General features: G+C 41.1%; 12 protein-coding genes. 6 read left to right on the plus strand and 6 right to left on the minus strand.

Annotated elements, in window-relative coordinates:
- Positions 1-39 precede the first annotated feature (39 nt).
- A complete protein-coding gene (locus ACN0VI_RS01755; RefSeq protein ID WP_417445566.1) occupies positions 40-2,016 on the minus strand; it encodes a GspE/PulE family protein in 1,977 nt (658 codons plus the stop codon).
- A 152-nt stretch (positions 2,017-2,168) separates the two neighbouring features.
- Here ACN0VI_RS01755 and ACN0VI_RS01760 point away from each other — a divergent pair, with 152 nt between their 5' ends.
- Positions 2,169-3,632 (plus strand): helicase HerA-like domain-containing protein, encoded by a 1,464-nt coding sequence (locus ACN0VI_RS01760; protein WP_417445567.1) that lies wholly within the window; start codon positions 2,169-2,171, stop codon positions 3,630-3,632.
- A 46-nt stretch (positions 3,633-3,678) separates the two neighbouring features.
- Here the strand turns inward: ACN0VI_RS01760 and ACN0VI_RS01765 are convergent, their stop codons facing one another.
- On the minus strand, positions 3,679-3,882 hold the full coding sequence (locus ACN0VI_RS01765; protein ID WP_331890277.1) for a dodecin family protein: 204 nt from the start codon (positions 3,880-3,882) through the stop codon (positions 3,679-3,681).
- 157 nt (positions 3,883-4,039) lie between these two features.
- On the opposite strand from ACN0VI_RS01765, the gene ACN0VI_RS01770 reads away from it, so the two are divergent.
- Complete coding sequence (locus ACN0VI_RS01770; protein ID WP_417445568.1) at positions 4,040-5,014, plus strand: PPK2 family polyphosphate kinase; 975 nt, start codon at positions 4,040-4,042, stop codon at positions 5,012-5,014.
- A 42-nt stretch (positions 5,015-5,056) separates the two neighbouring features.
- Here the strand turns inward: ACN0VI_RS01770 and gyrB are convergent, their stop codons facing one another.
- Genes gyrB through dnaA form a run of 4 tightly spaced genes read right to left on the minus strand, consistent with a single transcriptional unit; the run spans position 5,057 to position 11,161 of the window.
- Entirely contained in the window at positions 5,057-7,483 is a 2,427-nt protein-coding gene (gene gyrB / locus ACN0VI_RS01775) for a DNA topoisomerase (ATP-hydrolyzing) subunit B (protein WP_331890282.1), read from the minus strand.
- A 29-nt stretch (positions 7,484-7,512) separates the two neighbouring features.
- Positions 7,513-8,622: a DNA replication/repair protein RecF gene (gene recF / locus ACN0VI_RS01780; RefSeq protein WP_417445569.1), complete on the minus strand. Its 1,110-nt coding sequence runs from the start codon at positions 8,620-8,622 to the stop codon at positions 7,513-7,515.
- A gap of 28 nt (positions 8,623-8,650) precedes the next feature.
- Positions 8,651-9,754: a DNA polymerase III subunit beta gene (dnaN, locus tag ACN0VI_RS01785; protein WP_417445570.1), complete on the minus strand. Its 1,104-nt coding sequence runs from the start codon at positions 9,752-9,754 to the stop codon at positions 8,651-8,653.
- A 15-nt stretch (positions 9,755-9,769) separates the two neighbouring features.
- Positions 9,770-11,161, minus strand: a complete 1,392-nt coding sequence (gene dnaA, locus ACN0VI_RS01790; protein WP_417445571.1) for a chromosomal replication initiator protein DnaA — start codon at positions 11,159-11,161, stop codon at positions 9,770-9,772.
- An 862-nt stretch (positions 11,162-12,023) separates the two neighbouring features.
- Here dnaA and rpmH point away from each other — a divergent pair.
- The 4 genes from rpmH to yidC are packed head-to-tail and all read left to right on the plus strand — an operon-like array spanning position 12,024 to position 14,424.
- Positions 12,024-12,158, plus strand: a complete 135-nt coding sequence (gene rpmH, locus ACN0VI_RS01795; RefSeq protein ID WP_106647942.1) for a 50S ribosomal protein L34 — start codon at positions 12,024-12,026, stop codon at positions 12,156-12,158.
- A 20-nt stretch (positions 12,159-12,178) separates the two neighbouring features.
- Positions 12,179-12,565, plus strand: a complete 387-nt coding sequence (gene rnpA, locus ACN0VI_RS01800; protein WP_331890294.1) for a ribonuclease P protein component — start codon at positions 12,179-12,181, stop codon at positions 12,563-12,565.
- Positions 12,562-12,786, plus strand: a complete 225-nt coding sequence (gene yidD / locus ACN0VI_RS01805; protein ID WP_331890296.1) for a membrane protein insertion efficiency factor YidD — start codon at positions 12,562-12,564, stop codon at positions 12,784-12,786. Before rnpA ends, yidD begins: the two co-directional genes overlap by 4 nt.
- A gap of 30 nt (positions 12,787-12,816) precedes the next feature.
- Complete coding sequence (gene yidC, locus ACN0VI_RS01810) at positions 12,817-14,424, plus strand: membrane protein insertase YidC (RefSeq protein WP_417445572.1); 1,608 nt, start codon at positions 12,817-12,819, stop codon at positions 14,422-14,424.
- The last annotated feature ends 4 nt before the right edge of the window (positions 14,425-14,428 follow it).

Raw genomic sequence — 14,428 nt, forward strand, 5'->3', positions numbered from 1 at the left:
TGTTAACTGTTAGACGCTTTTATATATAAGAGGGTGACATTATTCTTCCAAGGTTTTTATCTGGCTCGCGTTAGCTCTTATTTTATAGACTTCCAGAGCTGAAATTTCTTTTTTTCTTGCTAAATCTAACGCCATTTCAGCCAGACCCACCATTCCTTGTTTTTGTGCTACCTGGCTTAGCTTGTTGATATCCAAGCTTTCGTTGATCTCTTGCGCAACTTCAGGTGTTACGCTTAATAGCTCGTACACTGAACGTCTTCCAGCTATACCGGTATTGAAACATTCAGCACAACCAACACCTTTATAAAACTTATCGTTTTTTGCTGCCTTAATCTCTTTTAGTATGGAAGCCGGAATTGTTTCTTCTTCCAAACAATGCGGACAATTCTTTTTAACTAATCTTTGTGCCAGAATCCCAACCAATGCATCTTTTAATAGATAAGCTTCAACCCCCATTTCAATCAACCGCGTAATAGTACTTACTGCACTATTGGTATGTAACGTACTTAATACCAGATGTCCTGTTAATGAACTTTCCACGGCAATCTTGGCTGTCTCACCATCCCGAATCTCTCCAACCATGATCACATCAGGGTCATGCCTTAGAATATTTCTCAGTGCGCGTGCAAAGGTGTAATCAATTTTATGATTTACCGGTATTTGTGTGACCCCTTCCATCTTATACTCAACCGGTTCCTCCACTGTAATAATGTGCGGTCCTTCTTTTATCTTCTCATTAATTGCTGCATATAATGTTGTCGTTTTACCTGAACCCGTTGGCCCTGTTACTAAAAACATTCCATAGCTCGAATGTAATAAATTAACGAATTTTTCCGTATCCTTTTCTGTTAAGCCTAACTCTTTTATATCTCGTAACCCTTGTGAACTATCCAGAATCCGAATGACGACACTTTCGCCATAAACCGTCGGCATAATCGAAATACGCATATCAATGTTTTTGCCATTTCCTGTATACTCTATACGTCCATCTTGCGGTAATCGTCTTTCAGCAATATCCATACCACCAATAATTTTTATTCGACTCACTAGTGCCTGGTGTAATGATAAATCTAGTTTTCTAATGGGTGTCAGTGTACCGTCCATTCGATATAATAATTCTAAGTACTTTGCTCTAGGGTGAAGATGAATATCGGATGCCCCTTTGTCTATAGCATCTGTAATTACAGATGCCATTAAATTGATAATACCCTTCTTCTTACCAAGACTTTCTATTTCGTTGGTCGCTAAACTTTGATTAGAATTAATGCCAACTTTTTCTAGCTCTTTTAATGCTTCTTTTTCATTTTGGAACTGGACAATACTGCTTAATGATTCCAATAATTCTCTTTTGTTGGCTTTTACCGGATCAATGTTGTAGCCCGCAATAAAACTTAACACTTGTATCGCGTCAATCTGTTTTGGGTTGGTGAATGCCACTTCTAAAAGATTTCCTTTTTTATATAGTGGTAGTGCCTGGTATTTAAAAAGCAACTCAGGAGGAAATTTTCGCACCCATTTTTCATCGATGTCTACAGTGTTTAAATCGACCTCTTTAATTTCTCCAGTATACCGATCTTCTTCTTTACCAAAAGTTGATCGACCATTGCTATGTATAACATCTATGTTAGTAATATTTTTTTCAGATAATAGAATTATAAAAATATGGTTTTTATGCAGCCGTAACACTTTCCATAAGCCATCTTCTTTTTGGCAGTATACGCATTGACCCGTGATGGTGAACTGATCACTCATTTCAATACGATAATTGGAGTAGTTTAGGTTCCCGGTCTCTTTTTGGTATTCTTCTAGACTTTCGTAAACTGGTTTTTGCAACACCACATATTGTGCATCACCAAATGCTATGCTTTTATCATCTGTTATAAAGCATTGGTTGTTCATATCAACCTGCACTAACTTTATGTCTGCCAGTTGATTTTCCTTGTCACAAAAAACACTGTTGGTTGTTTTTTCCTGGCTAGAATTAATGGTATTACTAAGCAATAGATCGAAATCCATAACCCCTCCTCTGTTTTTTATTACTTTACCTTATCTTTTTTACCATTTCTTGACTATTGTCATGCCTACTCAACTTATCTACTTGAATGTTTCTCTTGCCTTTTCGCCCTGATAAATTATTCTGAGTTATCAACTATAGCTGGATCGACTTCATGATTCTCATTGGTGGCAACCCTCAGCAGCAACATATTTATCTCAATTCCAAGATGGCTAACCGACATGGTCTGGTCGCTGGTGCAACAGGTACCGGTAAAACTGTAACCCTACAGGTACTTGCGGAATCTTTCTCAAATATGGGTGTTCCTGTTTTCGCTGCTGATATTAAAGGTGACCTCAGTGGGATTGCAAAAGCCGCTACCTCCCACCCTAAAATTACTGAGCGTATAGATAAAATCCAAATACCTCATTATCAGCCTCGCTCTAACCCTGTCTTGTTTTGGGATGTTTTTGGTAAAAACGGCCATCCTGTTAGAACGACTATCTCTGAAATGGGGCCGTTACTTCTTTCTAACCTTTTGGAATTAAATGATACCCAAACAGGTGTCCTTCATATTGCCTTCGATATTGCTGATGAACAAGGCCTGCTCTTATTGGATCTCAAAGATCTCCGCTCCATGCTCAACTGGCTTGCTGATAATCGTCAACAAATTAGTCGCAATTACGGCCTTGTTACTTCTCAAACGGTTGCCGCCATAATCCGCAAGCTTCTGGTATTAGAAAACTCTGGGGGTGATCATTTTTTCGGTGAGACCGCCCTTAATATTAACGACTTAATGCGGGTTAATTCTGATGGCAAAGGCTATATTAGCTTGTTGTACAGCCGTGAATTGATGTTAAATCCTAGGATTTACTCCACCTTTTTGTTGTGGATGCTCTCCGAATTATTCGAGGAGCTTGAAGAAGTTGGTGATCCGGACAAACCTCGCCTGGTTTTCTTTTTCGATGAAGCACATTTACTCTTCGACCACGCCCCAAAAATCTTATTGCAACGTATCGAACAAGTTGTGCGGCTAATACGCTCTAAAGGAGTGGGTGTTTACTTCGTTACTCAAAACCCAACGGATATTCCTGATTCTGTTTTAGGACAGCTAGGGAATAGAATCCAACATGCCTTACGCGCTTTTACACCAAAAGATCAAAAATCCATCAAAGCTGCCGCTGAAACCTTTCGTCCTAACCCTTTGTTAGACACTCAGTCTGTTATTACTCAGTTATCAGTCGGTGAAGCGTTGGTTTCTGTTCTTGATGATAAAGGGCGTCCATCCCCCGTCGAACAAACTCTGATCTGCCCTCCATCTTCTCAGATTGGTCCTTTGTCCGATCAAGACTGGCAAACCATTTTTGATTCTTCTGAGCTTAAAGATGTCTATGATCAAGCTATAGATCGTCAATCTGCTTATGAAGTTCTGTTGGAAAGAGAGAAAGAACTTGAGAAGAGGCAAGCTAAGGAAATGAAAGAGGCTAAAGATATTCGCCAAAAAACCAAACCAAAGCGACGCTCAAATCGTCAATCTGTTTCCGAGACTTTCTTTAAAACTCTTGCCAGAACGGTTAGTTCAGGTATTGGGCGCAGAATTGTTCGCGGCCTTTTAGGGTCAATCTTGGGCAGTAAATAGCAAAAAGCCCACGTCTTTGCGTGGGCTCTTGTTAAAGTTGTTGGTTTTAATCTTTTAACAGGAAGGTAACTTTCATGACCACACGAAACTTTTCCACCTCACCATCTTTAATAACCACTTGCTGTTCTTTAATCCAAGCTGACTTTACCTGATCCAAGGTTTTGTTGGCTCTTCGAATACCTTGTTTCACCGCATCTTCAAAACTATCTTTTGAGTCTGCAATAATTTCTGTAACCTTTGCAACAGTCATATTAGCTCCTTTTTGTTTTTACTCCTTTTCTATCATACTCCTGTGCCAACACATCGCAAGCTACTGATTCCTCATATTGGTAAGTTTACATTTTAGCTCTTGTTTCTAAGATTAAATTCCATCATCTTAACTCTATCGTTACTTTAGGATTCAGGCTATGTCCTTTGACCATGACATATTTGATTTACCAGCTGACTGCGTCATTAATGATTATTCCGTACCCTTTGAGTCCGGAATAAAGCTATGTGATTATCCAACCTTGCCACAGCAACTTGATTCCAATTCCAATTACAAGGCTCAACTTATAGACAACCGCAAACAACTTTACCATTTGCAGCATACTTTATATGCCGACAATCGCTTTTCCATCCTGCTTATATTCCAGGCCATGGACGCTGCAGGTAAAGACAGCACTATTCGCAAGGTTTTTAAAGGGGTCAACCCTGCTGGATTCCAGGTTCACAGCTTTAAACAACCTTCAGCCGAAGAGCTTGAACATGATTTTTTGTGGCGAACTGCAAAAGCTCTGCCTGAACGTGGTCGAATAGGTATTTTCAATCGAAGCTACTATGAAGAAGTGCTCGTCGTGCGGGTTAATCCTCATTTTCTCGCCAACCAACACTTGAGTAATGTCCAACTCTCAACCAGCAAGCCCCCCATTATTAATGATTCATTCTGGCAGTCCAGATTCCAATCGATTAATGATCACGAACGCCACCTTGCCTCAAATGGAACCTTAGTCCTTAAGTTTTTTCTCAATGTTTCACAACAAGAGCAACATCAACGATTCCTGTCCCGAATCCATGACCCTGCTAAAAACTGGAAGTTCTCTAAAAATGATATCGAGCAAAGTAAACTGTGGGATTCTTATCAATACGCCTATCAAGAAGCACTCTCACATACCTCTCGGCCTTGGGCACCATGGTATATTATCCCCGCGGATAATAAACCCGCCATGCGGACCATTGTTTCTCAAATAGTTCTCGACAATTTAAAGCTATTACCGATTCAATATCCAAAGCTGTCTGCTCCCGACCAAGAAGCTCTACCCGAGTACGAGAAGCTCTTGTCCACCCCCCAGACTGAGTCAGCACTCACTTCTCTATTGGCACATAAAAAAGGCCGCAAATAGCGGCCCTTCATACTGTTATTGAATCTTTACTGGTTTATTTGGTTAAACGTCCAGATTCGATACCGATAGAGCGTTATTTTCAATAAACTCTCGTCTTGGTTCTACCTGATCGCCCATCAAGGTTGTGAACAACTGATCCGCTCCAACAGCATCTTCAATCGTAACCTGCAACATGCGACGACCAGCTGGATCCATTGTGGTTTCCCAAAGTTGACCTGGGTTCATTTCGCCAAGACCTTTGTAGCGCTGAATCGCTTGTCCGCGACGCGCTTCGGACATCAACCAATCTAAAGCTTCTTTAAATGATTCTATCTCCTGAATCTTTTCACCACGCTTAACAAATGCCCCTTCCTCAATTAGTGTTTCGAGCTTTTCACCAAGTAATGATATCTTTTTATAATCACCGGATGCAAAGAAGTCTGTTGAGAGTAAGTATTCACTTTCCACCCCATGATGGAACATTACAAAGTGTGGCAAATAGTGCTCTAACTCATTATCCTTTCGAACATTAAAGTTAAAACGAACAGCGCCACTCTTTTGATCTTTATTCAGCTTGACCGCTAAAGTATCCATCCACTCTTTGACCTTAGGCTCACTTTTAAGATCTTCGGTCTTTAGCGTTGGATGATAGATCATGCTATTTAAAATATTAGAAGGGTACAGTTGTGCCAAACGACGAATGGTCGTTTGTACGTCACGATACTCATTGACCAGACGTTCCAGGCCTTCACCACTAATAGCTGGAGCATCTTTACTGATGTATAGCTCTGTATTATTCAACGCTGTTTGAGTCAGATAATTTTCCAGTGCATCATCATCTTTTAGATACTGCTCCTGTTTACCCTTTTTCACTTTATACAAAGGTGGCTGTGCAATATAGATGTACCCTCTCTCAATCAACTGCGGAACCTGGCGATAGAAGAAGGTTAATAGCAAAGTTCTGATGTGCGCACCATCCACATCCGCATCGGTCATGATAATGATGCGGTGGTAACGGGTCTTGTCTGCATCAAACTCTTCGCGGCCAATACCACAACCCAAGGCTGTAATTAACGTGCCTACCTCTTGTGAAGACAACATTTTATCGAAGCGCGCCTTTTCCACATTAAGAATCTTACCTTTTAACGGCAAAATCGCCTGATTCTTACGATCACGACCTTGCTTGGCAGAGCCTCCCGCAGAATCACCCTCCACTATATAAAGTTCTGATAATGCTGGGTCTTTCTCCTGGCAGTCCGCCAACTTGCCCGGTAGGCCTGCTATATCTAGAGCACCCTTACGACGGGTCATCTCGCGAGCTTTTCTTGCTGCTTCGCGCGCTCTAGCAGCATCAATCATCTTGTTAACTACTGACTTTGCTTCACCAGGGTTTTCTAGTAAGAAATCTTTCAGATGTTCGCCCATAGCCTGCTCTACAGCCGTTTTTACTTCGCTGGAAACCAGTTTATCTTTGGTTTGTGAGCTGAACTTAGGATCCGGAACCTTTACCGAAACAACTGCGGTAAGACCTTCACGGGCATCATCGCCGGTGGTATTAACCTTACCTTTCTTGTTGTAGCCCTCATTTTCCATGAAATTATTCAAACCACGTGTCAAAGCGGCACGAAAACCGGCCAGGTGAGTACCACCATCTCTCTGGGGAATGTTGTTGGTAAAGCAGAAGATGCTTTCCTGAAATCCATCATTCCATTGCATGGCAACCTCAACAGTAACCCCATCCTCTTCTCTCTCATGAGTAAAATAGAAGACCTTTTCGTGGATTGGCGTTTTTTTACTATTTAGATATTCAACAAAGGCTTTAATACCGCCCTCATACCTAAAGTGATCTTGTCTACCGGACCGTTCGTCCGCCAACCGAATGCCTACACCAGAGTTAAGGAAGGATAGCTCGCGTAAGCGCTTAGCTAAAATATCATAGTGGTATTCGGTGTTAGTGAAGGTTTTATCGCTTGGTTTGAATCGGATTTCTGTACCGGAGGTTTCTGCGTCGCCCACAACCTCTAGTGGTGCCTGCGGCACACCATGGACATAGATCTGTTCGTAGCGCTTGCCGCCACGACGAATTGTAAGCTTTAACTCTTCCGATAAAGCATTTACCACCGAAACCCCTACACCGTGCAGACCGCCGGATACCTTGTAGGAGTTATCATCAAACTTACCACCAGCATGCAGTACCGTCATGATAACCTCGGCCGCGGACACACCCTCTTCTTCATGCATTTCGGTAGGAATACCACGACCATTGTCTCTAACAGATACTGAATTATCACTGTGAATGGTAACGTAAATATCTGTACAGTGGCCGGCCAGAGCTTCATCGATTGAGTTATCGACTACCTCAAACACCATATGGTGCAAGCCTGTGCCATCATCTGTGTCACCAATATACATTCCAGGACGCTTACGAACAGCATCCAAACCTTTCAATACTTTAATACTGGACGAATCGTAACTGTTATTTTCCGACATACGGATTCCTTATGATTGTTCTATTGAGCTTATTGCGCATTCATTTCTGAGGCTTCTACTATTGAAACAGCCCCATGTTCCACGTGGAACAACCTGGCGTTATTATACCTGTTTATGAGGCTTTTGAGAGGATCTAAATGCACACAAGTAATAAATATTTGTTGATTCTTCGGTTGTTGCGCTAACAAATTAAGCAATAATTTCTGGTGATTTTCATCTAATTCTGCACCAATATCATCAAGCAAGAACACAGGATACTGTTGCCCTCTTTCTTGGGCAAGAATTAATTGGGCTAGTTTTATGGCGGTAGTAACTAGCTTTTGTTGTCCTCGTGATAAATAGTCAGCTGCTAATCTTTTTCCGGAAAGTATTTTAAGGTCAGCTTTCTGGATGGTTGATTGAGTATAACCAAGCTTTTTATCTTTTGGATACTGTTCTTTGAGTAATGACTGAAGGTCTTTTCCTTGCCAGCCCTCGTAAAATTCTAGGGACAAATTAACATCGGGTAAGAACTTGCTGACAATATCTTTGAAATAGGGACTGAGTAAATCACAGTACTCTTGCCGATATTGATTAACTTGCTCAGACAGTGGGATTAGTTGACTGTCCCATGCATCCAAGTCCTTATAAGATTGACTACCTTTGAGAAGTTTGTTGCGTTGCAAGATGATACGCTGACACGCTTGCCAGCGCTTAAGAAAGGAATGTTCCACGTGGAACACTCCCCAATCTAACAGTTTGCGACGCCCGCTTGGCCCTTTAGTAAGAAGCTCATAATGCTCAGGCGCCAGTACTTGAATGGGAATTAAACTGACAAGGTCACTGAGTTTAGGTAGAGGCTCTTGGTTTAGACGAATGTTAACGTCACTGTTGCGAAAGCGTTGAATCCCTAAGCGTTGCTGGACATTGTTAGAGTAAAGCTCGCTGAACAGGGTAAAAGACTCTTCTTCGTAATTAATTAGTTTCGTATGACGGCTGGTGCGGAAGGAACGGCCGTGACCAAGGATGAAGAGACTCTCCAGAATACTGGTTTTGCCAGCAGCATTATCACCATAAATAATATTGAGCTGAGGAGAAAAATGCAGCCTCGAGGGCTGCAGATTTCTGAAGTTTTGGATAGTGAGAGATTGGATGTGCATCAAGGATGCTTAAACAGGATAAATATAGTTAAAGTCGCATCGGCATAACGACATAGACGCTTTCGCCACCATCGACCTCTTCTATTAAGGTGCTGCTATTGGCATCAATAAAAGTCAGTTTAACCTGTGGGGTTTTGATGGTGTTCATAACGTCAATCATATAACTAACATTAAAACCGATTTCTAAATCAGAACCTTTATAATCGACGCCAAACTCAACCTCTGCTTCTTCTTGTTCCGGGTTATTAGCGTGCAATCGAACCTGCTCATTGGTAAGCATAAAGCGGACACCACGGAACTTCTCATTACATAGAATGGATGCACGTGATAAAGACTCTTTAAACAGCTCGCGATCAGCAATGACAATCTTGTCGCCATTGCGGGGAAGGACTTTTTCATATTCTGGGAAACGGCCATCAACCAATTTCGAGGTGAAGGAATAGTCAGGACCTATCACTTTAATATGGTTAGAACCTAGATTAACAGTAACTTTGTCATCACTGTGTTCGAGAAGACGAGCTAACTCAGTAACGCCTTTACGCGGAATAATGGCGCTTATTTTATCGTCAGCATCAATCGAAGCTTTGGCGCGGGAAAGAGCCAGTCGGTGACCATCGGTAGCAACAGTCGTTAGTTTGTCATTATCAAATTCAAAAAGCATACCATTGAGGTAATAACGAACATCTTGTTGCGCCATCGCAAACTGAGTTTTTTCAATCAGACTCTTAAGCACGTCTTGAGTGAGTTCAAGGGAAGCCAGGCTGACAGTTTCGTCAAGGTTAGGGAACTCGTTAGCAGACATGGTTGATAGACTAAAACGGCTGCTTGGAGTGATCACTTTTAAGCGTGTTTCAGACTGCTCTACCTTAACGTTCTCACCATCACCAAGACTGCGTACAATGTCTAAAAGTTTACGCGCAGGTACAGTAATTTCGCCAGGCTCGAACTCGCCTTCTAAATCGACTTGAGCCTTTAATTCTACCTCAAGATCAGTAGCTGTAAGTGATAGCTTACTATCATCAACAACCATTAAAACATTGGATAGGACAGGAAGTGTTTGTCGTTTTTCTACAGCACCACTCACTAATTGAAGTGGCGCCAGCAACTGATCCCGGCTTATGGTAAAACGCATATAGACACCTTGTTATTAGCTGGACAGAGTCCGAAGTAAGTTTGAAAAATCTTCTTCAATATCGATGCTTTCGCCTTTTAACTGCTCGATCTTACGACAGGCATGTAAAACTGTCGTATGGTCTTTCCCCCCAAAAGCATCACCAATTTCTGGCAGGCTATGATTGGTTAAGTTTTTAGCCAAAGCCATAGCCATTTGACGCGGTCGTGCGATAGAGCGACTGCGCCTTTGAGATAATAGATCAGAAACCTTTATCTTGTAATAGCTAGCTACCGTTTTTTGGATATTTTCTATCGAAATCAGTTTATCCTGAGCCGCTATCAAGTCTTTTAAGGCATCTTTGACAAAATCCAGGGTAATGGCTCTGCCTGTGAACTGTGCATTAGCTATCACTCGCTTTAGAGCTCCTTCGAGCTCCCGAACATTGGAGCGGATTCTTTTAGCAATAAAAAAAGCTACCTCGTTAGGTAACTCTATCTTAGAACTCTGAGCCTTGCTCATTAAAATGGCTACTCGAGTTTCAAGCTCGGGCGGCTCTACCGCTACCGTTAAACCCCAACCAAAACGAGATTTAAGTCGCTCTTCAAGGCCTTCAACTTCTTTAGGATAGCGATCGCAGGTGATAATAACCTGTTTATTCTTCTCGATCAGATTGTTAAACGTGTGGAAAAACTCTTCTTGTGTACGGCCCTTATTGGCAAAAAATTGAATATCATCAATTAGCAGAGCATCCACTGAACGGTAGAAGTTCTTAAACTTGTCCATGGTTCCCGTTTGTAAGGCCTTAACCATATTAGCCATAAACCGTTCAGAATGTAGATAAACGATATGAGCATTGGGGTTCTTCTCAAGAATGGAATTACCTACAGAGTGCATCAAGTGGGTTTTACCCAAGCCAACGCCGCCATAGATAAATAAAGGGTTATAGGCCTCGCCAGGATTATCAACAACCTGCTGAGCAGCTGCACGAGCAAGCTGGTTAGACTTGCCTTCAACGAAACTTGAAAAAAGAAACTTGGGGTTTAGGTTGTTTTGTTGAAACCCGGAAGATTGATTTACATGATGATTTTGCGCAACAGGCCTAAAGCCTGAACTGGAGGGAGCTACAGAGTTTTGCTGATTATTGACCGGTTGAGCATTAGCAGACTCATTGCTAACGTGACTGACATTGCCAACATGAAGCGAAATATGCTTCTGCTGATTATTGTCACGCTGAATAAGGAATTCATTGATTCGATCAAGGTATTGCTGACGAATCCAATCAACGAAGAAAGGATTTGGTGCATACAGAGCCATCTCAGAATCAGTTTCTTTGACCTGAAGCGGTTTTATCCATGTGTTGAATTCAGTAGCCGACAGCTCAGACTGCAGCTTCTGTAAACAACTCCGCCAAACATTACCCGTCATTATTATTAGAGTCCTAGTACTTGGTTATTCGATAGCGTTCAATTCTTTTGTTATGTCGAACACTTTTTTGTCACTTGAAAATATTATGGGTAAGTGTAGATCCGGATAGAAAAATAATCCACAACTTTACCTATATATTTTTACTATAGAACGAATGGTGATGATAAAGTGGCTTAGAATTAAAACTGTACAAAAAATGGTTTGAATGCCGATATTTAGTCAATATGTGGGTATATCTTGTATAAAAAACCTATAAAACTGTTAATAGAAAGATGAAACACCAGAAAACCATACTTATGCAAGTTTCATCCTTATACTTAAAGACATCTTACACAGAGGGTTATTATGTCTGTAACCAATTGAAATGATAAACTAAAAGTGACTTATACACAGCAAAAGGTCTCACTAATAATAATAATAAGATCTTTTAAATAACTTTATTAATATTACAGGCTTAACAACTCGATAAAGGAACGATTCAGGATGGTTAACTTCTAAATTCAGGGGTTATTTCCAATTTTCAACTAAAAATAGGGAAATCAACGTGAAATGAGCAATAAAGCCATTTTTGTAGAAAAATAAATATCCACAATTGGTCAGGGAGTTGAAGAGTGGGTAGATGATATTGTGGTTTTTAATATTTAAAACACTAGATAAGATATTGTGACTAAAAAACACACAAGTTTACGCCGTTATCAAACCAGTAAAAGATTGTTAAATAAGCAATAAGATCATTGCACAAAGGCTGTAGATCCTATAAAATCTCGCGTCCTTGTAGTAGGGCTGTACTTGTTTTTTGGTTGTCGCAATCAGGCGATACAGAAAATTCAGCTCAAATTTTATTGGCTAGTGGGTTAATCCGATGAAAAGAACATTTCAACCAAGCATTATCAAGCGCAAGCGCACTCACGGCTTCCGTGCACGTATGGCAACAAAGAATGGCCGTCAGGTTATCAATCGTCGTCGTGCTAAAGGTCGTAAGCGTTTAACTGCCTGATAAATAAAGCATTCCTTGATGTGAGCGGCAAGCGGGCTTGTGAAAAACAGCTTTTAGCTGACTTTCCAACAAGTCTTCGCCTGCTCACAGCAGAGGATTACAAAAGGGTTTTTAACAAGAATCCTGTAAAGTTAGTTTGCCCTCCTTATACCTTGCTCGCTGTTCCTAATCTTGAAGACTTTCCAAGACTTGGCCTAATCGTTGCTAAAAAAAATGTTCGTAATGCCGTTGATCGTAATAGAATCAAGCGGTTGGCCCGTGAAAGCTTTCGGTTAAACCAACACCAAATACCTGCTTATGACATTGTTTTATTAGCCCGTCGTGGTAGTAGTCAGTTACCGAATAAGGTATTATTCGGGCACCTTGAACAACTGTGGATTCGTTTACAGAAAAGGGCTAGCAAGTGATCAATCGACTATTAATTGGTGTGGTACGTGGATACCAGAAGGTATTGAGTCCGGTAATGGGCAATCAGTGCCGTTTTTATCCAACCTGCTCCAATTATTCGATAGAAGCACTGCAAGAGCATGGGGCAATGAAAGGCAGCTGGTTAACAGTAAAACGAATTGCTCGTTGCCACCCTGGATGTGAAGGCGGACATGATCCGGTTCCTCCGGTAAACGATTAACACAACACGCAAAGAATTAAAGAGATTGCTATGGAATCGATGCGCGGATTTTTTATTTTAGGTTTTGCTATCTGCACCTTCTTGTTATATCAAGCTTGGCAGAAAGATTATGGCCCAGAAGCTCAACAAGAAAAAGTTGAACAATTTGGTCAGAAAGATGCTGTTGCTGACAGTGATGTTAAAAGCAGTAATTTAATAGAGGTGGTCACTGACGTCTTTAAAGTGAAGATTGATAGAGTCGGTGGCGATGTTGTTTATGCAGAGCTTAATGATTATAACCGCGAGCTTGATAGTGAAAATGAAAGAGTCGTCTTATTTGATTATCGCGATCGTTTGTATCAAGCCAAAAGTGCATTACTAGGTAATGGAGCGCCTGATAATCAATTACCACGTGCCACCTACCAGACTAAGCAACAAAATTATCAATTAGCTGATGGCAAAGATGAGTTAGAGATTCCGTTGACTTGGTTCAATGAAGAAGGTATTGAGTTTACAAAAACCTTCAAGTTTAAGCGCAATGATTATGAAATAGGCGTTAAGTATAAGGTTAACAACCAATCGGCCAATGATAGGACCTATAATTTTGTAGCAGAGCTTATTCGCGATCAAAAGACAACCGGACTGGAAGAAAAGTCATCATTTGGCATGTCACCATTTATGGGTGTTGCATACTCTCCTGAAGAAAGAAAGTATGAAAAAATGTCTGTCGATGATTTAGCAGATGAACCCGTTAATGTGACTCGACAAGGTGGTTGGATTGGTTATTTACAACATTACTTCATCTCTGCCTGGATTCCCGAACAACAGGAACAAATTAAAATAACCACAACGGTAAAGCCTAATCAGGATACCGTTATTCGTTTCATCCAGCCTACGGTTTCCGTGCCAGCACAAAGTGAGTCAATCATTAATGCTACTTTATATGTTGGCCCTAAAATTCTAAAACGTTTAGAAGCAGCAGCACCAGGTTTAGAAAAATCACTGGATCTGAGTTGGGTGTGGTGGATCGGATTACCAATCTACAAGTTAATGCAGTTCTTCTACTCGTTTATTGGTAACTGGGGATTGGCCATTATTTTGGTAACCTTAGTAGTGAAAGCATTGCTTTATCCGTTATCAGCCGCGCAGTACCGTTCTATGGCTAATATGCGCAAATTGGCACCGAAAATGCAGCAGTTAAAAGAGCGCTACGGTGAAGATAAACAACGCATGCAACAAGAAATGATGAAAATGTACAAAGATGAAGGCGCTAACCCATTTGGTGGTTGTCTTCCAATGATATTACAGTTCCCAATTTTCATCGCCTTGTACTATGTATTATTTGAAGCGGTAGAATTGCGTCATGCGCCTTTCGTCGCCTGGATACAGGATTTGTCAGTTGCTGACCCATACTTCGTACTGCCGTTATTGATGGGTGGAAGTATGTGGCTGATGCAGAAACTGCAGCCTCAGTCTCCAACCATGGATCCGATGCAGCAAAAAATCATGAGTTATTTGCCCATCGTATTCACAGTCTTCATGTTGTTCTTCCCTGCTGGTTTAGTACTTTATTGGTTGTGCAACAACTTAATTTCAGTTGCTCAACAACAGTACATTACCAAGAAGATTGAAAAACAACACGCAGCTAAAAGTAAATAAACGA

This window comes from Kangiella sp. (assembly GCF_048265365.1).
Classification (GTDB): domain Bacteria; phylum Pseudomonadota; class Gammaproteobacteria; order Enterobacterales; family Kangiellaceae; genus Kangiella.

Excerpts from the sequence above, each read along its gene's own strand:
- ACN0VI_RS01760 (WP_417445567.1), top strand. The coding sequence starts at position 2,169 with ATGATTCTCATTGGTGGCAACCCTCAGCAGCAACATATTTATCTCAAT.
- dnaA (WP_417445571.1), bottom strand. The coding sequence starts at position 11,161 with ATGACGGGTAATGTTTGGCGGAGTTGTTTACAGAAGCTGCAGTCTGAG.
- gyrB (WP_331890282.1), bottom strand. The coding sequence starts at position 7,483 with ATGTCGGAAAATAACAGTTACGATTCGTCCAGTATTAAAGTATTGAAA.
- yidC (WP_417445572.1), top strand. The coding sequence starts at position 12,817 with ATGGAATCGATGCGCGGATTTTTTATTTTAGGTTTTGCTATCTGCACC.
- rpmH (WP_106647942.1), top strand. The coding sequence starts at position 12,024 with ATGAAAAGAACATTTCAACCAAGCATTATCAAGCGCAAGCGCACTCAC.
- ACN0VI_RS01770 (WP_417445568.1), top strand. The coding sequence starts at position 4,040 with ATGTCCTTTGACCATGACATATTTGATTTACCAGCTGACTGCGTCATT.
- ACN0VI_RS01755 (WP_417445566.1), bottom strand. The coding sequence starts at position 2,016 with ATGGATTTCGATCTATTGCTTAGTAATACCATTAATTCTAGCCAGGAA.
- recF (WP_417445569.1), bottom strand. The coding sequence starts at position 8,622 with ATGCACATCCAATCTCTCACTATCCAAAACTTCAGAAATCTGCAGCCC.
- ACN0VI_RS01765 (WP_331890277.1), bottom strand. The coding sequence starts at position 3,882 with ATGACTGTTGCAAAGGTTACAGAAATTATTGCAGACTCAAAAGATAGT.
- dnaN (WP_417445570.1), bottom strand. The coding sequence starts at position 9,754 with ATGCGTTTTACCATAAGCCGGGATCAGTTGCTGGCGCCACTTCAATTA.